19 protein-coding genes are annotated in these 19718 nt (G+C 71.0%); 2 read left to right on the top strand and 17 right to left on the bottom strand.

The window, feature by feature from the left end:
* The 14 genes from VED21_RS02145 to znuC all read right to left on the bottom strand — a co-directional run.
* A partial coding sequence (locus tag VED21_RS02145; protein WP_324880662.1) for a NusA N-terminal domain-containing protein occupies positions 1 to 393 on the bottom strand: 393 nt, incomplete at its 3' end.
* A 77-nt stretch (positions 394 to 470) separates the two neighbouring features.
* A complete protein-coding gene (rimP, locus tag VED21_RS02140; protein WP_324880661.1) occupies positions 471 to 971 on the bottom strand; it encodes a ribosome maturation factor RimP in 501 nt (166 codons plus the stop codon).
* A gap of 332 nt (positions 972 to 1303) precedes the next feature.
* On the bottom strand, positions 1304 to 2014 hold the full coding sequence (gene trmB, locus VED21_RS02135; RefSeq protein WP_324880660.1) for a tRNA (guanine(46)-N(7))-methyltransferase TrmB: 711 nt from the start codon (positions 2012 to 2014) through the stop codon (positions 1304 to 1306).
* A gap of 110 nt (positions 2015 to 2124) precedes the next feature.
* Entirely contained in the window at positions 2125 to 3294 is a 1170-nt protein-coding gene (gene metK, locus VED21_RS02130) for a methionine adenosyltransferase (protein WP_324880659.1), read from the bottom strand.
* A gap of 232 nt (positions 3295 to 3526) precedes the next feature.
* Positions 3527 to 4006 carry a helix-turn-helix transcriptional regulator gene (locus VED21_RS02125; RefSeq protein ID WP_324880658.1) on the bottom strand — a complete coding sequence of 160 codons (480 nt, stop codon included), beginning with the start codon at positions 4004 to 4006 and terminating at the stop codon, positions 3527 to 3529.
* Between the two features lie 117 nt (positions 4007 to 4123).
* Positions 4124 to 5728, bottom strand: coding sequence for an apolipoprotein N-acyltransferase (gene lnt / locus VED21_RS02120; protein WP_324880657.1), 1605 nt, complete (start codon positions 5726 to 5728; stop codon positions 4124 to 4126).
* A 220-nt stretch (positions 5729 to 5948) separates the two neighbouring features.
* Positions 5949 to 7889: a PAS domain S-box protein gene (locus tag VED21_RS02115; RefSeq protein ID WP_324880656.1), complete on the bottom strand. Its 1941-nt coding sequence runs from the start codon at positions 7887 to 7889 to the stop codon at positions 5949 to 5951.
* A 160-nt stretch (positions 7890 to 8049) separates the two neighbouring features.
* Positions 8050 to 8451 (bottom strand): helix-turn-helix domain-containing protein, encoded by a 402-nt coding sequence (locus tag VED21_RS02110; RefSeq protein WP_324880654.1) that lies wholly within the window; start codon positions 8449 to 8451, stop codon positions 8050 to 8052.
* Between the two features lies 1 nt (position 8452).
* Positions 8453 to 9040, bottom strand: a complete 588-nt coding sequence (locus VED21_RS02105; RefSeq protein ID WP_324880653.1) for a Smr/MutS family protein — start codon at positions 9038 to 9040, stop codon at positions 8453 to 8455.
* 169 nt (positions 9041 to 9209) lie between these two features.
* On the bottom strand, positions 9210 to 9908 hold the full coding sequence (locus VED21_RS02100) for a lactate utilization protein (protein WP_324880652.1): 699 nt from the start codon (positions 9906 to 9908) through the stop codon (positions 9210 to 9212).
* Between the two features lie 3 nt (positions 9909 to 9911).
* Positions 9912 to 11336, bottom strand: a complete 1425-nt coding sequence (locus tag VED21_RS02095) for a LutB/LldF family L-lactate oxidation iron-sulfur protein (protein ID WP_324880651.1) — start codon at positions 11334 to 11336, stop codon at positions 9912 to 9914.
* A gap of 15 nt (positions 11337 to 11351) precedes the next feature.
* Entirely contained in the window at positions 11352 to 12128 is a 777-nt protein-coding gene (locus VED21_RS02090) for a (Fe-S)-binding protein (RefSeq protein WP_324880650.1), read from the bottom strand.
* An 83-nt stretch (positions 12129 to 12211) separates the two neighbouring features.
* Positions 12212 to 13000 (bottom strand): zinc ABC transporter permease subunit ZnuB, encoded by a 789-nt coding sequence (gene znuB, locus VED21_RS02085; protein WP_324880649.1) that lies wholly within the window; start codon positions 12998 to 13000, stop codon positions 12212 to 12214.
* Entirely contained in the window at positions 12993 to 13808 is an 816-nt protein-coding gene (znuC, locus tag VED21_RS02080) for a zinc ABC transporter ATP-binding protein ZnuC (protein WP_324880648.1), read from the bottom strand. The genes znuB and znuC overlap by 8 nt, the downstream gene beginning before the upstream one ends.
* Positions 13809 to 13907: 99 nt before the next feature.
* On the opposite strand from znuC, the gene znuA reads away from it, so the two are divergent.
* Positions 13908 to 14849, top strand: coding sequence for a zinc ABC transporter substrate-binding protein ZnuA (znuA, locus tag VED21_RS02075; protein WP_324880647.1), 942 nt, complete (start codon positions 13908 to 13910; stop codon positions 14847 to 14849).
* A 53-nt stretch (positions 14850 to 14902) separates the two neighbouring features.
* Complete coding sequence (gene dapB / locus VED21_RS02070) at positions 14903 to 15700, top strand: 4-hydroxy-tetrahydrodipicolinate reductase (RefSeq protein ID WP_324880646.1); 798 nt, start codon at positions 14903 to 14905, stop codon at positions 15698 to 15700.
* Positions 15701 to 15781: 81 nt separating this feature from the next.
* Here the strand turns inward: dapB and VED21_RS02065 are convergent, their stop codons facing one another.
* The 3 genes from VED21_RS02065 to VED21_RS02055 all read right to left on the bottom strand — a co-directional run.
* Positions 15782 to 16504, bottom strand: a complete 723-nt coding sequence (locus VED21_RS02065; protein WP_349256302.1) for a Bax inhibitor-1/YccA family protein — start codon at positions 16502 to 16504, stop codon at positions 15782 to 15784.
* A 108-nt stretch (positions 16505 to 16612) separates the two neighbouring features.
* The gene (locus tag VED21_RS02060; protein WP_324880645.1) at positions 16613 to 19138 is read right to left on the bottom strand and encodes an ABC transporter permease; all 2526 of its coding nucleotides are present in this window, start codon (positions 19136 to 19138) and stop codon (positions 16613 to 16615) included.
* Between the two features lie 7 nt (positions 19139 to 19145).
* Positions 19146 to 19718 (bottom strand): ABC transporter ATP-binding protein (locus VED21_RS02055; protein ID WP_324880644.1); only part of this gene is annotated, 573 nt, incomplete at its 5' end.

The following is a 19718-nucleotide window of genomic DNA, read 5'->3' as shown; positions in this document are numbered from 1 at the left end:
GCGGTCCTTGTACTCGTTGAACTGGCGCTTGCGCTCGGCGTCGCGGACCTTCTGGACGATCACCTGCTTGGCGGTCTGGGCGGCGATGCGGCCGAAGTCGATGGGCGGCAGCGGATCGACGATCCAGTCGCCGGGCTTGGTGTCCGGCTTGCGGCGCTGGGCGTAGGCGAGGCCGACCTGCGTCGCCTCGTTCTCCACCGTCTCCACGACCTCGAGGTAGCGGGCGAGGTGGATGTCGCCCGTCTTGCGGTCGATGCGGGCGCGGATGTCGTGCTCATGGCCGTACTTGGAGCGACCAGCCTTCTGAATCGCCTGCTCCATCGCCTCCAGGACCTCGTCCCGGTCGATGTTCTTTTCGCGGGCGACCGCGTCAGCGACTTGCAGCAGTTCCATCCGTCACTCTTCCTGAAACGACCAAGTTTCTTGTCTCTCCCGCGGCCGGCGGCGCCGGCCCCCTCATCCCCGCCCCGTCACTCCTGGTCCAGGCTGGCCTGGTCCTGGTGGGCCTTGATGAGGTCGTCCGTCAGCACCAGCTTGGCGCGGTGAATGTTGTCGAAGGGCACGCGGCCCTGGCCCTGTTCGGTGTCGATCAGCACCGCGCCATCCTCGACGCCCTGCAGCCGCCCCTTGAAGCGCTTGCGGCCGTCGATGGCCAGACGGGTCTCGACCTTGGCCTCGAAGCCGGCGAAGCGCTCGTAATCCTTCAACCGCGTCAGAGGCCGGTCGATGCCCGGCGAGCTGACCTCCAGCGTGTAGGCCCCGGTGATGGGATCCTCGACGTCCAGCACGGCGGAGAGCGAGCGGCTGATGTCGGCGCAATCCTCCACGGTCATGGGCGCGCCGTCGGCGCGCTCGGCCATGATCTGCAGGATGGGGCGCTGGCCCCCCGAAAACTGCACGCGAACGATCTCGTAGCCCATGGCTTCGACCGAAGGTGCGATGATCTGCTCGATCCGACCGGTTGCGTCCATTCCACCAATGCCTGCCCCGCCGGCCCCGTGCCGCGAGGATTCCACACGCCGATAAAAATTAAGGTGGGCCGCAGCCCACCCGCAAAGCGTCTCGCCGGCCCGCTTGCGCGGACCGCCAAGTCGTATGGGATATCGGGGCTGAATATAGCCGTTCCTCACCCCACTGCAAGCTCTTTTCGGAGCGGTTGAAGCGGATGCCGGAGGCTCCGTATCTGGAAGCCGGCTTCCTGGAAGCTGGATGCTGGAGGCTGGAGGTTCGGATTTCAGCGCAACGGGTGGCATCGAGCTTGAACTGCTTCAGTCGGATGCAAACCCGGAGTCCGGGACGCCGCTCAGCCCCGGGGCTTCCGGATGAAGCGCAGGAAGACCGGCTTGCGGCCGGCCTCGATGGCCTTTTCCTCGTAGCGGGTGGGCGGCCAGTCGGCCGGGCGCACGCGCCAGTCGGACGGGCGCTGCGCGGTCCACTCGAAGTCCGGGTGCTTGACCGTGTGCTCCAGCATCCAGCGCACCAGCCCCATGTCGTCGCTGGCCAGACGCAGCTCGGCGCCGTCCTTCAGCACGCGGGCGAGGCGGGGCAGGTTCTGCGGGCCGACGAAGCGGCGCTCCCAGTGGCGCTTCTTGGGCCAGGGGTCGGCGAACAGGATGAAGGCGCGGCCGATGGAGGCGTCGGGCAGCGCGTCCAGCAGCGGGCGCGCGTCGTCCGGCAGGACGCGGACGTTGTCGACCTTCGCCTCGTCCACCAGGGCCATCAGCGCGGCGACGCCGTTGACGAAGGGCTCGCAGCCGATGACGCCCACCTGCGGGTGGTTCGCCGCCTGCCACGCCAGGTGATGGCCGCTGCCGAACCCCACCTCCAGCCACACGTCGTCCACTGGGCGCGGGAACAGCGCGGCGGGGTCGTCGATGCGGTCGCCCGGCTGCGGGATGGGCAGTTCGAGGCCGGGCAGCAGGGTTTCCAGGAGTCCGGACTTGCGCTTGCGCAGCGGGCGGCCCTTGCGCCGGCCGTAGAGCCTGCGGGCGGGATCCTGAGAGGCGTCGATCATGGGAGGGGTGCCTGAAGGAACGGATGCCAAAAAACGGGTGCCGGAAACGGATGCTCCAAACGGATGCAGGGGCCCGAAGGCCCCTGCACGCGGGTCGCCTGTCGGGGCGATCAGGAGAAGGCGCGCTTCAGCTCGGCGGCGATGTCGGTCTTCTCCCAGGAGAAGCCGCCGTCGGCCTCCGGCTCGCGGCCGAAGTGGCCGTAGGCGGCGGTGCGCGCGTAGATCGGCTTGTTCAGGCCCAGGTGCTCGCGGATGCCGCGCGGGCTGAGGTTCACCAGCTGCTGGAGCACGTCGGACAGGCGGTCCTCGTCGACGCGGCCGGTGCCGTGGGTGTCGATGTAGACCGACAGCGGCTTCGACACGCCGATGGCGTAGCTGAGCTGGATCGTGCACTTGTCGGCCAGCTCGGCGGCCACGACGTTCTTGGCCAGGTAGCGGGCGGCGTAGGCGGCCGAGCGGTCGACCTTCGTCGGGTCCTTGCCCGAGAAGGCGCCGCCGCCGTGCGGCGCGGCACCGCCGTAGGTGTCGACGATGATCTTGCGGCCGGTCAGGCCGGCGTCGCCGTCCGGGCCGCCGATGACGAAGCGGCCGGTCGGGTTGACGTAGAAGTGCGGCTCCTCGCACATCCAGCCCTGCGGCAGGCAGTTGATCACGTGCGGGCGCACGATCTCGCGCACCGCGTCCTGGTCGATGGAGGCGTCGTGCTGGGTGGAGACCACCACCGAGGTGGCGCGCACCGGCTTTCCGTCGACGTACTGCAGCGTGACCTGGCTCTTGGCGTCCGGGCCCAGCAGCGGGGCGGCGCCGGAGTGGCGGGCCTCGGCCAGCGACTTCAGGATGGCGTGGGCGTAGTAGATCGGGGCCGGCATCAGGGCCGGGGTCTCACGGCAGGCGTAGCCGAACATGATGCCCTGGTCGCCGGCACCCTCGTCCTTGTTGCCGGCGGCGTCGACGCCCACGGCGATGTCGGCCGACTGCGAGTGCACCAGGACCTTGACGTCCATCTTCTCCCAGTGGAAGCCGTCCTGCTCGTAGCCGATGTCCTTCACGGCGTGGCGGGCCACCTGCTCCAGCAGGTCGGGGGTGATGCTCTCGGGTCCGCGCACCTCGCCGGCCAGGACCACCTGGTTCGTCGTGGCCAGCGTTTCCACCGCGACGCGCGCGTAGGGGTCCTGCGACAGGAAGAGATCGACGATCGCGTCGGAGATGCGGTCGCACACCTTGTCCGGATGACCCTCGGACACGGACTCGCTCGTGAAGACGTAATTCTGCTTGGCCACGGTCTGCCTCGGCTATTTTTACAGGCTCTTTGACTGGGGCGGCCTGGAAAGGCGCGACAGCCATGCCGCCGGATCATCGGTATTTGACAAGGTTTACGGGCGCGGTCAAGCAATCTCCCTGCGGCGGAAGGCGCAGGAGGCGAAAACGCGAACGGCGGGATGTACCGCGTCCGCGACACACCCCGCCGATCGATCGGCGACGGTCACCGTGCGGCGACCGTATGGAACCACGTCATTCGGCCGCTTCGATCGCGGCGGCGTTGGCCACGGCCTTGGTCAGCTCGAACAGGCGCTTGCGCACCGACGGATCGTTGATCCGGTAGTAGGCGCGGACCAGTTCCAGCGTCTCGCGCTTGGCCATCGGGTCCGGCTCGTAGCCGCCGCTGCGGCCGTCGTCCACCGTCGGGCCGTCGTCGTCGACCGGCGCCGAGGCCGCGTCGGCCGGCATGTCGTCGAAGAAGAACGACACCGGCACGTCCAGAACGCGGCTCAGATCGAACAGGCGCGACGCGCCGATGCGGTTGGCGCCGCGCTCGTACTTCTGCACCTGCTGGAAGGTCAGACCGATCGCCTCGCCCAGCTTCTCCTGGCTCATCCCAAGGAGGGTGCGGCGAAGCCGCACGCGCGAGCCGACGTGCACGTCGATCGGATTGGGTTTCCCCGTTTTAGGACGTCCTGTCGCGCCCCGACGACCCCTCGCTGCTGCCTGCATGGCCTTTTCCCTGAATACGTGTGTAGGTCCCTTTGTAGAGCATATCCGCGTATGCAGTCAAGCCCGCCCCTTGTGCCCCAGCTATGCGCGTGGGTTGTGGAAGAGAGTTGGGGTGCGCTAGCGCCGTTGTCGAGCGAAGCCCGCCAAAGCCGTACAGATCATGAGAAGTACCACCAGAACCCAGTCCCCGGCACGTCCGTAAATGGTGGGATCCGCTAGGCCGACCGGCAGAGCCGCGTCCAGAACGCCGCGCGCGCCCAGGCCCAGTTCGGCGGTGACGCGGCCGTGCGCGTCGACCACGCCGGAGATGCCGGTCTGCGCGCTGCGCACCAGCGGCAGCCCCTCCTCCACCGCGCGCACGCGGGAGATGGCGAAGTGCTGGTGCGGCCCGGCGGTGTGGCCGTACCACGCGTCGTTGGTGAGGTTGAGGAGCCACTGCGGCCGCGCCGACGCGTCCACCACGGCGCCGGGGAAGATCACCTCGTAGCAGATCAGCGGGCTGACCGGCGGCAGGCCGGCCAGCGGCAGCGTGACCGGCCCCGGCCCGGCCGAGAACTCCGACCCGTAGCCGGCGATGGCCCCCACCGGCAGCCAGGAGCGCAGCGGCATGTATTCGCCGAACGGGACGAGGTGGAACTTGTCGAAGGTGGCGGTCACCCGCCCCCCGGCGTCGATAGCCAGCAGGCTGTTGTAGTAGCGCGGCTGCCCGTCCGGCCCGGCCTGCCGGCGCGGCGCCCCGGTCAGCGTCAGCCCGCCCGGTGGCGTCACCGCGGCCACGGCCTGCCGGCCGGCCATGTCGTGCTCGATGAAGTACGGGATGGCCGTCTCCGGCCAGATGACGTGCGTCACCGGCCCGGCGGCGGGATCGGCGGCCGGCTGGGCGGCCAGTTCCAGTTGGCTTTCGAACACCTGCCGGCGTGCCGCGGGGTCCCACTTGTAGCGCTGCTCGATGCCGGCCTGGATCAGGCGCAGGCGCACGCCCGGCACCGTGTCGGCCGGCGCCCCGGCCAGCCGCATCGCCCCCCAGGCGCCGATGCCGCCGAACAGCGCCAGCCCAGCCAGCAGGGCCAGCGCGGTGCGGCGCGGCGGCTCCGCCGGGTCGGCGAAGGCGGCCGGCAGCGCCGCGACCAGCACGGTCAGCAGGCCGAGGCCGTAGATGCCGGTGACGGAGACCGCCTGCAGCACCGGCAGCGTGCCGACCCAGGAATAGCCGATCAGGTTCCACGGGAAGCCGGTGAGGGCGTGGCCGCGCAGCCATTCCACCGCCGTCCACACGACGGCGAACAGCAGCGCCCGCGCCAGCCCGCGCGCCGGAAGCGCCCAGTTGGCCAGCGCCCAGACGATCAGCGCCACGAGGCCGGTGAACAGCGCCAGCCCCATGGGCAGGCCGGTGGTGGAGAGCGGCAGCGCCCACCAGAACTGGCCGATGTCGGTGAACAGCGCCCAGGTCACCCAGTAGAGGCCCAGCAGGTGGTGCCCGAAGCCGAAGAACCACCCCACGGCGAAGGCGGTGCGCGGCCGCTCCACCCCGTCCAGCAGCCACAGCAGCGCCGGGAAGGCGGCGAACAGCACCGGCACCGCGTGCGCCGGCGGCAGGGCGAAGGTGGCCAGCCCGCCGAAGGCGAAGGCCGCGGCCAGCCGGCGCCAGCCGGTGAGCGCGCCCAGGCGCCCGGCGATCCGCCGGAAAGCGCCCTCGTCGGTCAGGGCATCGGTCGCGTGCACGGGAACGGGTCTCCGATGATGATGGAGCCCTTCTCCCCTTGAGGGAGAAGGGTTGGGATGAGGGGTCATTACCGCCGGATGGCGGGAAAAGAGTCATCCTTCCGCCCTGCCGGGCGTACCCACCCTCACCCCAACCCCTCTCCCCTCAAGGGAGAGGGGCTTTGTCTGGTCGTGGTTCTAGATAGGTGGCACCACCCCGGCTGTCCCGTGAAATCTGGGGTCACCAGTCGCTGACGAAGCGCTCCGGCGGCAGGCGGAGCATCACCGACGTGCCGGCACCCTCGGTGGAGCGGATCTCCAGACGGCCGCCGTGCTGTTCCAGCAGCGACTTGGCGATGGACAGGCCGAGGCCGATCCCCTCGAACCGGCGCGACAGGGAGGCGTCGCCCTGGATGAAGGGGTAGAACACCGTCTCCAGCCGGTCCGCGGGGATGCCGATGCCGCTGTCGAACACCTCGGCCACCAGGGCGCCGGCATTGTCGATGCGCGCCGACACGCCGATGCGCCCGCCCTCCGGCGTGAACTTGATGGCGTTGGACAGCAGGTGCAGCAGCACCTGCTTCAACGCGTGCGGGTCGGCCATCAGGGGCGGCAGCTCCTCCCCCATGTCGGCCTCGACGCGCAGCTTGGCGCGCTCCGCCCGCTTGGCGACGAGGCGCAGGCAGGACACGACGATGTCGCGGAAATCCACCATGGTGACGTCGAGGTCGACCCGCCCGGCCTCGATCGTCGCCATCTCCAGCAGGTCGTTGATGTTGGCCAGCAGCAGCTCGCCCGAGCGTTTGATCTCGGCGACGTAGTTCAGGTACATCGGGTTTTCCAGCGTCCCCAGCATCTGCTGGTGGATCACCTCGGCGAAGCCCAGGATGCCGTTGAGCGGCGTGCGCAGCTCGTGGCTCATGTTCGACAGGAAGGCGGTCTTGGCGCGGTTCGCCAGCTCCGCCGCCTCCTTGGCCTCGACCAGCGCGTGTTCGGCCTGCTTCATCGGCGTGATGTCGCCGATGATGGCGACGAAGGCGCGGAAGCCCGGCAGGTCGATGTCGGCCAGCGACAGCCAGGCGGGGAAGGTGGTGCCGTCCTTGCGCTGCGCCGTCACCTCGCGCCCGCGGCCGATGACCGCCTTCTCGCCCGTCGTCATGTAGCGGCGCACGTAGTCGGCGTGGCGGCGCGCCTCGTCCGCCGGCATCAGCGCGTGGATGTGGCGGCCCACCAGCTCGGCCTGGGTGAAGCCGAAGACGCGTTCGGTCGACGGGTTGGCGCTGAGGATGACGCCGCGCGTGTCGGCGGTGAGGATCGCCTCCACCGCCGATTCGACGATGGCGCGGAAGCGCGCCTCGGAGCGCTGCAGCTCCACCTCGTGCTGCTTCAGCGCGGTGTGGTCGCTGACCAGGGCGAACCAGCCGCCGGGGCGCCCCTCCTCCTCGTCCAGCGCGCCCAGGTGCGCGCGGGTGTGCGCGGTCTGGCCGCCGGGACCCAGAAGCGTCAGGTCGAAGGTGTGCTGCCGGTCGTCCGGCTGGGCCAGGGCTGCGCACACCGCGTCCTCCTGCCCCGGCGGCAGGAAGTCGGCCAGCGGGCGGCCGATCAGGTCGGCGGGGCGGCAGCCGAGCATGCGGGCCAGCGCGCCGTTCACCTCCACCGTCACGAAATCGGCGTCGAGCTGCCAGAAACCTTCGTTGGTGGCGGCGATGATGCCGCGGTAGCGCCGCTCGCTGCGGCGCAGCTCGTCCGCGGCGGCGGTGGCGGCGGCGCGGTGGACGCCGAAGTCCTCGATCATGGCGACCAGCGCGCTGACCCGCCCGTTAGCGTCGCGCAGCAGCGACGGCCGCACGGAGGCCCGCACCACGCCGCCGTCCTTGCGCAGGTAGCGCTTCTCGAACGGCTGCGGCGCGGCGGCGTCGCGCGCCGCGCGGGCGAAGGCCGGCGCCTCCAGCAGCCAGTCGTCCGGGTGGGTGATGCGGGCGAGCGGCAGGCCGGCCAACTCGTCCGGCGTATAGCCCAGCATGGCGGCGAAGGCGGGGTTGGCGGCGATCACCACGCCGCCGGGGTCGGCCACGGCGATGCCGGCCGGCGACGACTCGAAGATGCCGCGGAACAGCGCGCCGTCCGGCCCGTCGGCAAACGCCGGGGCGGCGGCCCGCCTGTGGCTGCCGTTCAGCGACATCGATTGCGCCCCGTTGGACTCATCTCACGACCCGGATACCGGCTATCCATCTTGGATAGTTGAATACCACAAAAGTATGGGTACGTGGCGATGATAACGGGTGCGCCGGGGAATGTATGCTATCCTTTCGTTGGTGTTCGCACGTTGTCAGCGCCCCCTGTCAGCGTCGGCGCCCGCCGCGCCGGCGGCGCGGGGCCGTGAGGCCGGGCGGCACGGTGTCCAGCACGGCCAGCAGCCCGTCCAGCGCGCCTTCGTCCAGGTCGTGGATACAGGCGGCCAGCCGGTTGGCCAGCTCCGTCGCCTTCGGGCTGAGGCCCGCCGTGTCGACGGTGATGCGCGGGTGCGAGAGGGCGGCCAAACGCTCCAGCTCCTCCGCCTCGTCCCAGATGATGCCGAAATAGCCGCAGATCTGCCGCACGAGCTGCGCCGACGGCTGCCCGCGCTTGCCGTGTTCAAGCGCCGAGAGGTAGGCGGAGGAGATGTGCAGGTCCGCGGCCATCTGCTTGAGCGTCACCCCGCGCGTCTCGCGCAGCGCCCGGACCTTGTCGCCGAAGGGGGTCATGTCAGCGGTCTTTACGGTCCCGCCGCCGCTTGATCAAGACGTACAGGGCACCATCGCCGCCGTCCTTCGGCTGGGCGGGCTGGACGGCCAGCACCATGGGGCGCAGCGGCGGGTCGCCCAGCCAGCCCGGCACGGCGCGGCGCAGCACGCCGCCGCCGGCCCCGCTGAAGGTGCCCTTGCCGGTGATGACCAGCACGCAGCGCCGCCCCTCGTGCCACGCGCGGTGGACGAAGGAGGCGAGCGCCGTGTGCGCCTGCGCCTGGGACATGCCGTGCAGGTCGATGCGGCCCTCGATCTCCATCTTGCCGCGGCGCAGCCGGTCGGCGTTGCGGCCGTCGATGGCGCTGGTGTCGCCGGGCGTGAGCGGCGGCGGGACGACGTGCACGTAGGTGCGCTTCGACGGCTTGGCCGGCGGTGGGGATGTGGGCGCGGTGGGCGGCGGGGCCGGTTCGGCGGCGGGTTCCGCCACCGGCGGGGCAGAGGTCATCGCCTCGGCCAGCGAGCGGCCGGGCATGGGCACGGCGTCGCGCATCACCGTGCGCCACAACGCCTGCTCCTCCGGCGTGACGGTGCGCTTGCGGCGGGTCATGCTCCGTCCTGCCGGGCGAGTTCCTGCTTTCGAGGACGAAGGGTTGGCCACAGATGAACACAGATAAACACAGATTTTCTCAGATCGATGCGCCGGCCGGTCAAGGCATGCCCATCATCCTTCATCTGTGTCCATCTGTGTTCATCTGTGGCAAAAAAACACACCTTGCTCACTCCCCGACCAGCAGGACGTGCAGGCGGCGGGGGCCGTGGGCGCCGAGCTGGATGGTCTGTTCGATGTCGCCGGTGCGCGACGGGCCGGTGATCAGGTTCACCGTGCGCGGCATGCCGCCCTCGAACGACGCCTGCACGGCGCGCAGCCGGTCCCAGGCGTCCTCGTAGCCGCCGACGATCTGGTCCCTGCGAAGGACGACGATGTGAGTGTCGGGCAGGAAGTTCAGCGTCGTCGGACGTTCCGCACCCGAAACGAGCATCAGCGTGCCGGTCTCCGCCACCGCCGCGAAGGCGCCGGTCAGCGACACGGCGTCGGCGTCGCGGGCGCGGCCGGCGGTGACGGTCAGCGTCGGCCGCTCCGCCCAGGGGATGGCCGACAGCTCCGGGTCGGGGGCCACGCGCAGCTCGGCCGGCAGGTTGAGGCCGGCGAGGTATTCGGCCACGGCCTGCGGCACGGCGGCGAGGTCGGGGATGCGCTCCACCGTGCAAGACACCTCCAGCGCCATGCGCACGAACAGCGCGACCTGCTCCTCATGGTCCAGCTGGGCACGGGCGGGGACGAGGTTGCGGGGGTGGGTGCGCACGCGCTCCGCCGCCGCGCCCCGCTGGGCGTCGGTGGCGGGGCCGCGCTTCAGCGCGGTGCGGATGCCGGAGAGGATCTGGTTGCGGGCCTCGCCCTTCGACTGATCGCTCATGACTCAGCGCCCTCCCCGCTGCTTTTCGGCCCAGAGGTCCTGGAAGGTGCGGCCCTCGGGCGCGGGCATGTCGCGGAAGCGGGTCCAGCCGTCGGCCAGCGGCAGGCTGGCGAAGCGGCCCTTGCCCCGGCCGAAGCGGCCGAGCGTGCGGATCGCCATCTTCGCCGCCGCGTGGTACAGCGCCGGGCGCCGCGCGAACCACGCCCACACGCCCAGACCCCGGCGCATGGCGGGGGGCTGGAGCTTCTGCTCGAACTCCTTCTCGCGCCAGTGGCGCATCATCTTGGGCAGCGGGATGCGCATGGGGCACACCGCCTCGCACCGGCCGCAGAAGGTGGAGGCGTTGGGCAGGTGCCCGGCCTCCTTGATGCCGATCAGCGCCGGGTCGAGGACCGCGCCGATCGGCCCCGGATAGACCCAGCCGTAGGCGTGCCCGCCGACCGCGCCGTACACCGGGCAGTGGTTCATGCACGCCCCGCAGCGGATGCAGCGCAGCACCTCCTGGAACTCGGTGCCGAGCAGCGCCGAGCGGCCGTTGTCGAGCAGGACGACGTGGAACTCCGCCGGCCCGTCCACGTCGCCCGGCCGGTGCGGGCCGGTGGAGAAGGTGGTGTAGGCGGAGAACTCCTGCCCCGTGGCCGAGCGCGCCAGCAGGCGCAGCACGGTGGCGGCGTCCTCCAGGTTCGGCACGATCTTCTCGATGGAGGCCAGGACCACGTGCACCTTGGGCAGCGTCTGCGTCAGGTCGCCGTTGCCCTCGTTGGTGACGATGACGGTGGAGCCGGTCTCGGCGATCAGCAGGTTCGCACCCGTGATGCCGACGTCCGCCTCCTGGAAGCGGCGGCGCAGCATCAGGCGCGCCTCGGTGATCAGCTCGCGCGGCTCGTCGAGCGGGCGGTCCTTGGGCAGCTCCGTGTGGGCGGCGCGGAAGGCGTCGGCCACCTCCTCCTTCGACACGTGGAAGGCGGGGGCGATGATGTGGCTGGGCGGCTCCTTGCGCAGCTGGATGATGTACTCGCCCAGGTCCGTCTCGATGGGGATGAAGCCGTTGGATTCCAGGTGGTCGTTGATCGCGATCTCCTCGGCGATCATCGACTTGCCCTTGGTGACGGTCTTCGCACCGGCGTTGCGGCAGATCTCCGTGATGGTGTCGCGCGCCTCGGCCGCGGTGCGGCACCAGTGCACGTGGCCGCCCTGCTCCGTCACCTTCGCCTCGAACATCTCCAGGTAGACGTCGAGGTTCTCCAGCACGTGGTTCTTGATGGCCTTGCCCTGGTCGCGCAGGTCCTCGAACTCCGGCAGGCGCTCGGCGGCGCGGCGGCGCTTGTCCTGGAAGCCGGTGCCGGACTTGCGCAGCATGTACTGCAGGCGCTCGTTCTCCAGCGCGCGGCGGCTGTTCTCGGGGAAGGAATGGGCGGTGGAGTGCATGCGCGTTCCCCTTCCCTACCGGCCGGTTTCGCCGATGGCCGGCACATCGCCGGCGAGGCCGGACAGCACCTCCGCCACGTGGCGGACCTTCACCGGGCTGCCCTGGCGCGACAGCTTGCCGGCGATGTTCAGCAGGCAGCCCATGTCGCCGGCCAGCACCGTGCCGGCCCCGGTGGCGGCGATGTCGGCGGCCTTGTCCTCCACCATGCGGTTGGAGATCTCCGGATACTTGACGCAGAAGGTGCCGCCGAAGCCGCAGCACACCTCCGCCCCCGGCAGCTCGCGCAGTTCCAGCCCGTCCACGGAGGCGAGCAGGGCGCGGGGCTGCGCCTTGATGCCCAGTTCGCGCAGGCCCGAGCAGCTGTCGTGGTAGGTGACGGCGTCCGGGTAGCGGGCGGCCACGCCGGTGACGCCCAGCACGTCGACCAGGAAGGACACCAGCTCGTGCGTGCGGGCGGACAGGTGCCGGGCGCGGTGCGCCCAGGCGGGGTCGTCGGCCAGCAGCTCCGGGTAATGCACGCGGATCATGCCGGCGCAGGAGCCGGAGGGGACCACCACATGGTCGAACCCCTCGAACGCGGCGATGGTCTGGCGGGCGAGTGCGGCGGCGTCCGCGCGGTCCCCGGAATTGAAGGCCGGCTGGCCGCAGCAGGTCTGCCCGGCCGGCACCGCGACGGTGCAGCCGGCGTCTTCCAGCAGCTTGACGGCGGAGAAGCCGACCGTGGGGCGGTACAGGTCGACCAGACAGGTGACGAACAGCCCCACGCGGGGGCCGGTGCGGGTCTCGGCCATGGCGGCGGTCTTCTTTGTTCGGGGACTCCCTGTGGGCAACCACAATAGGGTGCGGGACCGGTTCCCACAAGGCACGCCCTGATTCAGCCGCTGCGTCCCGGCACCATCTGCGCGGCCAGGAACAGCGCCGCCGCGGCGACCACGACGCTGGGGCCGCCCGGCAGGTCCCAGTTGAGGGACGCCAGCATGCCGGCGACCACCGCCCCCATGCCGATGACGGCGGCGAGCGCCGCCATCTCCTCCGGCGTGCGGGCGAAGCGGCGGGCCGCCGCGGCCGGGATGATCAGCAGGGAGGTGATCAGCAGGATGCCCACCACCTTCATCGCCACCGCGATCACCAGCGCGATCAGCAGCATGAAGGCGAGGCGCAGGGCCACCACCGGCATGCCCTCCACCTGCGCCAGATCCTCGCTGACCGTCACGGCCAGCAGGCGGCGCCACAGCAGCGCCATGCCGGCCAGCGCCACCGCCCCGCCGGCGTAGATGCGCAGGATGTCGTCGGACGTGACGGCCAGGATGTCGCCAAACAAATAGCCGACGAGGTCGACGCGCAGCGTCTCCAGGAACGCCACGGCGACGAGGCCCAAGGACAGCGACGAATGCGACAGGATGCCCAGCACCGTGTCGGAGGCGAGCGCCCGGCGGTGCTGCAGCGCCGTCAGGAGCAGCGCCAGCACCACGCACACCGCCACCACGCCCACCGTCGGGTCGATGCCCAGCAGGAAGCCCAGCGTCACGCCCAGGAGGGCCGAGTGCGCCAGCGTGTCGCCGAAATACGCCATGCGCCGCCACACCACGAAGGAGCCGAGCGGTCCGGCCAGCGCCGCGATGCCGCAGCCGGCCACCAGGGCGCGGACCATGAAGTCATCCATGGTGGTGCTCCCCCTCGTGATGATGATGGTGATGCTGGTGGTCGTGGCCGTCGCAGCAGTCGGCGCCCGGCACGACGCGGCCGTCGCCGGTGTGGGCGTGGTCGTGGTGGTGCAGGTAGATGGCCAGCTCGGCGGCGTGGCGGCCGAACAGGGCGTGGTACTCGGGGTGGCGGCTGACGTCCTCCGGCCGGCCGGAGCAGCAGACGTGCCCGTTCAGGCAAAGCACGCGGTCGGTGCGCGCCATCACCGTGTGCAGGTCGTGGCTGACCAGCAGGACGCCGCAGCCGTGCGACCGGCGCAACCGGTCGATGCGGTTGAACAGCTCCGCCTGACCGTGCACGTCGACGCCCTGGTCGGGCTCGTCCAGCACCAGCAACTCAGGCTCGGACAGCAGGGCGCGGGCCAGCAGCACGCGCTGCAGCTCGCCCCCCGACACCGACTGCACGGGGGAGCGGGCGAGGTGCGCCACCCCCGCCTCCTCCAGCGCCGCGTCGATGCGCGCGGCGCTCACCGGGCGCCACAGCGCCAGGAAGCGGCGCACGGTCAGCGGCAGCGTGCCGTCAATGGACAGCTTCTGCGGCATGTAGCCGATGCGCAAGCCCGCCCGCCGCCGCACCGTGCCGGAGGTCGGCCGCACGAGGCCGAGCACGGCGCGCACCAGCGTCGTCTTGCCGGCGCCGTTGGGGCCGATCAGCGTCACCACCTCGCCCTCGTTCACCGCGAGGTCGATGCGGTCGAGCAGCGTGCGGCCGCCGAGGGTGACGGTGAGGGCTTCGGCGGTGATCAGCGGTTCGGGCGGGCTTGACATGTTATGTTATAACGTCACACTTTGGGGGACGGCCTCCCGTATGCGCCGAAACGGTTCGCCTGTCCAGCCATAGACACCCCAACAAAGGTCATGGAACCCATGCGCAGCCCCCTCCTTGCCCTGGCATTCTCCTGCGGCTTGCTCGCCGCCGCGCCCGCGTTGGCGGACGTGCCGAAGGTCGTCGCCTCCATCAAGCCGGTGCATTCGCTGGTGTCGGCGGTGATGCAGGGCGTGGGGGAGCCGGCGCTGATCGTGCGCGGTGCCGCCTCGCCGCACGACTACACGATGAAGCCGTCCGACGCGCGGGCGCTGCAGGGCGCCGACTTCGTGTTCTGGGTGGGCGAGGCGCTGGAGACCTTCCTGGTCAAGCCGCTGAAGTCCGTGCCGAAGTCGGTGCAGGTGGTGGAACTGCTGGAAGCACCGGGCATCACGCTGCTGGAGGCGCGCGAGGGCGGTGCGTGGGAGACGCACGACCACGGCCACGCGCACAAGCATGACCACGCCGGCAAGGACCACGGCGACGTCAACACGCACGTCTGGCTCGACCCGGACAACGCCAGGGCGATGGCGCGGGCCGCCGCCGAGGCGCTGGCCGCGCGCGACCCGGCGCACGCCGCCACCTACAGGGCCAACGCCGAGGCTTATGGCAAGCGCCTGGACGCGTTGGATGCCGAGTTGAAGGCGGCGCTGGCGCCGGTGGCGGCGCGGCCGTTCGTCGTCTTCCACGACGCCTACCAGTATTTCGAGAAGCGCTACGGCCTGAACGCCGTCGGCGCCATCACCGTGAACCCGGAACGCGCCCCCTCCGCCAAACGGGTGGCGGCGATCCGCGAGCGTATCAGGACGCTGGGGGCCGCCTGCGTCTTCGCCGAGCCGCAGTTCGAACCGAAGCTGGTGGACACGCTGATCGAGGGCACGGGCGCCAGGAAGGGCACACTGGACCCCGAGGGTGCCGCCATCCCCGACGGGCCGGAGCTGTACCCGACGCTGCTGCGCAGCCTTGCGAATTCACTGACCGGCTGTCTGGCGCCGCGGGCTTAACGGCCGGGGACGGCTGTGCTAGTGCTGTCCGCCTTGGACCAAGGGAGGGTGGCATGAAGATCGGCATCGTCGGGTGCGCGGGGCGGATGGGGCAGATGCTGGTGCGCGAGGTGGCGGCCACGCCGGGCTGCACCGTCGTCGGCGGCACGGAGCGCGTGGGCGGTCCGGCGGTGGGCAAGGACATCGGCCTGCTGGCCGGCATCGAGGCGCTGGGCGTGCCCGTCATCGACGACGCGGCGGTGCTGTTCGCCGAGGCCGACGCCGTCATCGACTTCACCTCGGCCGAGGCGGCGGAGCGCCACGCCGCCCTGGCGGCGCAGGGGCAGACCGCGCTGATCATCGGCACCACCGGCCTCAACCCGTCGCAACTGGCGTCGGTGGCCGCGGCGGCGACGCACACGCCCATCGTGCAGGCGCCCAACATGTCGGTCGGCGTCAACGTGCTGCTGGCGGTGGTGGAGCAGGTGGCGCGCACGCTGGGCGACGATTACGACATTGAGGTGGTCGAGATGCACCACCGCCACAAGGTGGACGCGCCGTCGGGCACCGCGCTGGGCCTGGGCCGCGCCGCGGCGGCCGGCCGGGGCGTGGCACTGGAGGACGTCTGGCAGAAGACGCGCGACGGCTACACCGGCCCGCGCCGCGCCGGCGACATCGGCTTCGCCACCCTGCGCGGCGGCGACGTGGTGGGCGACCACACCGTGGTCTTCGCCACCGACGGCGAGCGCGTGGAGATCACCCACAAGGCGTCGAGCCGGCAGGTCTTCGCCAAGGGCGCCGTGCGCGCCGCCCTGTGGACCGCCGACAAGACGCCGGGCCTGTACACGATGCGCGACGTGCTGGGGCTGTAAGGGCGGCCCCGAAACGAAAACCCCCTCCCGGCCGGGCCGGGAGGGGGCGACGATGTGCCGGAGCGGGTCCCGGACCGCCGTTTACTCGTCCCGCTGCCCCATGAAGTGGAGCAGGAAGGTGAAGAGGTTCACGAAGTCCAGGTACAGGGTCAGCGCACCCATCAGCGCCAGCTTGCCCTCGCTCTCGCGGTCGAAGCCGTCGGCATAGACCTCCTTCAGGCGCTGCGTGTCGTAGGCGGTCAGGCCCGTGAAGATCAGCACGCCGATGATCGAGATCGCGAACTGCAAGGCGCTGGACGCGAAGAACAGGTTGGCGAGGCTGGCGATGATGATGCCGAACAGGCCCATCATCAGGAACGAGCCCATGCCCGACAGGTCACGCTTCGTCGTGTAGCCCCACAGGCTCATCGACAGGAAGGTGGCCGCCGTGACGAAGAACGTCAGCGCGATCGACGACCCGGTGAACACCAGGAAGATCGCCGACATGGACAGGCCCATCGCCGCGCAGTAGACCCAGAATATCAGCTGGGCCGTGGCGAACGACAGCCGCTGGATGCCGAAGGACAGCACCATCACGAAGGCCAGCGGGGCCAGCATCACCACCCACTTCAGCGGCGTGGTGAAGATCGCCTGCATGAGCGCCGGGCTGGTCGAGGCGAGGAAAGCCACCAGGCCGGTGACCACCAGGCCAGCACCCATGTAATTGTAGATGCGCAGCATGAACTGGCGCAGGCCTGCGTCGAAGTATCCCCGATCGATCGCGCGGCCTGCGGTCGCGTAGGAACGGTACATCGGGTCAGACATTGTGGTCCTCGGGGTGTCGGTGAAACTCAACACCGAGTCATATTGTAGACTTCGCCCCTTCGTTCAAGATGAGTCGCGTGTACCGGGCTTCCGCCCGGCAAGCACTCGTCACTCGTTGCGCAGCAATGGTGCCGCCGGCTGGCCCAGCGCGCGCCACGTGCCGAAGAAGCCGAAGGCCAGCGTGATCGCCGTGCTCAGCACCGCGGTCCACAGCACCGCCGAAGGCAGGAACGTCCATTCCCAGCGCATCAGCCGCGTCAGCACCGCCCACGCCGTCAGCGTCCCGATGACCCCGGCGATGGCCGCCGTCACCAGCCCGAGCAGGCCGTATTCCAGCAGGAAGGCGCGCAGCACGTCGCCGCGCGTCGCGCCCAGCACCTTCAGCACGACGGCGTCGTAGACGCGGCGCCGGTGCCCGGCCGCCACCGCCCCGGCCAGCACCAGCGTGCCCGCCGCCAGCGTGATCGACGCGGTGATGCGCACCGCCGTGCCGATGTGGCCCAGCATGGTGTTGACCGTCTCCAGCGCGTCCTTCACCCGCACCATGGTGATGTTGGGGAAGCGCGCCAGCACGGCGCGCTGCACCGCCTCCTCCGCCTCCGGCGTGGCGTTGACGGTGGCGATCCAGGTCATGGGGGCACGTTCCAGGGCGCCCGGCGCGAAGACCAGCGCGAAGTTGATGCGCATGCTGGAGAAGTCGGCGGCGCGCACGTTGGCGACCTCCGCCTCCATGGTGCGGCCCAGGATGTTGACGCCCAGCTTGGCGCCGGGGCCGATGCCGAAGGCCTCCGCCACGTCCTTGTGGATGGAGATCAGCGGCGGACCCTGGTAGTCGGCCGGCCACCATTGGCCGGCGACGATCTCCGAATTGGCGGGCTTGGTGGCCGACCAGGTGATGCCGCGGTCGCCGCGCAGGATCCAGCCCTTGTCGGGGTCGCGCAGCGCCTTCTCGGCCTCCGTCCCGTTCACCGTCTCCAGCCGGCCGCGCAGGCTGGGCACGGCGTCGAAGCCGCGGGTGCCGGGCACGGCCTGGACGATCTGCTTGAACGGCTCGAACTGGTCGGGCTGCACGTCGACGAAGAAGAAGCTGGGCGCGTCCTTGGGGATCGTCTCGGTCACGCGGCGGGTGAAGTTGCCCTGGATCAGCGCGATGGTGACCAGCACCGTGAGGCCCAGCCCGAGCGACAGCACGACGCTGCCCGTCGGGTTGCCCGGCCGGTGCAGGTTGGCCAGCGCCAGCCGCAGCCCCGGCCGCTTCGGCCGGCCGGCGCGCGCGGCGGCGTGCGTCACCAGCCACGCGGCACCACGGAAGGCGGCGAAGGTGGCGATGGCGCCGCCGACGAACCAGCCGGCGAACACCTTGTTCTCCGCCGTCAGAATGGCGAGCGCGGCCAGCGCCAGCGCCGACGCGGCGGTGGCGGCCACGTAGACCGGCTTGGGCCAGCCCTGGGCCGGGGCCACCACGTCGCGGAACAGGGCGGCCGCCGGCACCTCCCGCGCCCGGCCCAGCGGCCACAGCGAGAAGGTCAGCGCGGTCAGCAGGCCGAACAGCGCGGCGGTCAGCAGGGCGCCGGGATAGACGCCGATGCGCACGCCGACCGGCAGCAGCCCGTCCAGCGCGAGGCTCAGCAGCGGCGGCGCCACGGCGCCGACCACCAGCCCCAGCGCGATGCCCACGCCGGCCAGCGCCAGGATCTGCGCCAGATAGGTGCGGAAGACGAGGTCGCCGGGGGCACCCACGCATTTGAGCGTGGCGATGGTCTCGCCGCGCGCGTCCAGGTGGCTGCGCACCGCGTTGCCGACGCCCACGCCGCCCACCAGCAGCGCCGTCAGCCCGACCAGCGTCAGGAACAGCGTCATCCGCTCGATGAAGGAGGCCACCTGGGGCGAGGCGTTGGTGTAGTCGCGCACGCGCCACGTGGCGTCGGGGAAGCGGCGCTTCAGCTCGTCCTGCCACGCCGTCAGGTTCGTGCCCGGCGGCAGTGCCAGCTTGTGGTTCCAGTAGACGAGGCTGCCCGGCTGCGTCAGCCCGGTGTCCTGCATGGCGCCCAGGCCGACCATCAGGCGCGGCCCCAGGCTGAAGGTGTTGGACGACGCCCGGTCCGGCTCGCGCGCCAGCACGCCGCGCACCTCCACCGTCGAATCGCCCAGCTTGATCGTCCCGCCGGGCTGGACGCCCAGGCGGTCGAGCAGCGTGTCCTCCACCACCACGCCCCAGCGCCCGCCGCGCTGCGCCAGCGCGGCGTGGATGTCGGCACCGCCGCGCAGCTCCACGCTGCCGTACAGCGGGTAGAGGCCGTCGATCGCCTTCAGCTCGACCAGGGAGGAGCGCGCGTCGTCGTCGCTGCGCGCCATGGCGCGCATCTCGACGGACGCGGCGATGCGGCCGGACGATTCCAGGTGCTTCATCGCCTCCGGGCCGGGCGGCTGGTAGATCTGGCGGATCGCCACGTCGCCGCCCAGGATGGCGCGCCCGTCCTCCTTCAGCCCTTCGAGGATGCCGCTGGACACCGACTGCACGGCGGCGATGGCGGCGACGCCGAGCGTGAGGCAGGCCAGGAAGATGCGGAACCCCTGCAGCCCGCCGCGCAGCTCCCGGCGGGCGAATCGAAGGGCGAGGAGGAGGGAGGTCATGGGCGGGTCACGCCTCCACGGCCAAGCCGCGGGCGGCGTGGCGGCCGTCGTCGGCGATGCGGCCGTCCATCAGCTTCACGGTGCGGTCGCAGCGCTCGGCCAGCGCCGGGTCGTGGGTGATCAGGACCAGCGTCGTGCCGCGCCGCTCGGCCAGGCCGAACAGCAGCTCCACGATGTGGGCGCCGGTCTCCAGGTCCAGGTTGCCCGTCGGCTCGTCGGCCAGCAGAAGCGACGGCTCGGCCACGAAGGCGCGGGCGATGGCGACGCGCTGCTGCTCGCCGCCCGACAATTGCGCCGGATAATGGGTGAGGCGGTGGCCGAGGCCGACCCCCTCCAGCTCGGCGCGGGCGAGGTCGAAGGCGCCGTCCCGCCCGGCCAGCTCCAGCGGCACGGCGACATTCTCGAGCGCCGTCATCGTCGGAAGCAGGTGGAAGGCCTGGAGGACGATCCCGATCCGCCCCTGCCGGGCCCGCGCCAGATCGTCCTCGCCGAGGGCGGTGAAATCGGCGCCGGCGATACGGATCGACCCCCCGGTCGCCCGCTCAAGGCCGGACAATACCGCCATCAGCGACGATTTTCC

It is taken from the genome of Azospirillum sp., from assembly GCF_035627195.1.
Lineage (GTDB): Bacteria > Pseudomonadota > Alphaproteobacteria > Azospirillales > Azospirillaceae > Azospirillum.
The sequence above is the reverse complement of the archived record's forward strand: the minus strand, read 5'-3'. Positions and strand labels throughout refer to the sequence as shown.

Bases quoted from the DNA above. Each gene is read 5' to 3' on its own strand.
- rimP (WP_324880661.1), bottom strand. From the start codon at position 971: ATGGACGCAACCGGTCGGATCGAGCAGATCATCGCACCTTCGGTCGAA.
- trmB (WP_324880660.1), bottom strand. From the start codon at position 2,014: ATGATCGACGCCTCTCAGGATCCCGCCCGCAGGCTCTACGGCCGGCGC.
- VED21_RS02125 (WP_324880658.1), bottom strand. From the start codon at position 4,006: ATGCAGGCAGCAGCGAGGGGTCGTCGGGGCGCGACAGGACGTCCTAAA.
- VED21_RS02115 (WP_324880656.1), bottom strand. From the start codon at position 7,889: ATGTCGCTGAACGGCAGCCACAGGCGGGCCGCCGCCCCGGCGTTTGCC.
- VED21_RS02110 (WP_324880654.1), bottom strand. From the start codon at position 8,451: ATGACCCCCTTCGGCGACAAGGTCCGGGCGCTGCGCGAGACGCGCGGG.
- VED21_RS02105 (WP_324880653.1), bottom strand. From the start codon at position 9,040: ATGACCCGCCGCAAGCGCACCGTCACGCCGGAGGAGCAGGCGTTGTGG.
- VED21_RS02100 (WP_324880652.1), bottom strand. From the start codon at position 9,908: ATGAGCGATCAGTCGAAGGGCGAGGCCCGCAACCAGATCCTCTCCGGC.
- VED21_RS02095 (WP_324880651.1), bottom strand. From the start codon at position 11,336: ATGCACTCCACCGCCCATTCCTTCCCCGAGAACAGCCGCCGCGCGCTG.
- VED21_RS02090 (WP_324880650.1), bottom strand. From the start codon at position 12,128: ATGGCCGAGACCCGCACCGGCCCCCGCGTGGGGCTGTTCGTCACCTGT.
- znuB (WP_324880649.1), bottom strand. From the start codon at position 13,000: ATGGATGACTTCATGGTCCGCGCCCTGGTGGCCGGCTGCGGCATCGCG.
- znuC (WP_324880648.1), bottom strand. From the start codon at position 13,808: ATGTCAAGCCCGCCCGAACCGCTGATCACCGCCGAAGCCCTCACCGTC.
- znuA (WP_324880647.1), top strand. From the start codon at position 13,908: ATGCGCAGCCCCCTCCTTGCCCTGGCATTCTCCTGCGGCTTGCTCGCC.
- dapB (WP_324880646.1), top strand. From the start codon at position 14,903: ATGAAGATCGGCATCGTCGGGTGCGCGGGGCGGATGGGGCAGATGCTG.
- VED21_RS02065 (WP_349256302.1), bottom strand. From the start codon at position 16,504: ATGTCTGACCCGATGTACCGTTCCTACGCGACCGCAGGCCGCGCGATC.
- VED21_RS02060 (WP_324880645.1), bottom strand. From the start codon at position 19,138: ATGACCTCCCTCCTCCTCGCCCTTCGATTCGCCCGCCGGGAGCTGCGC.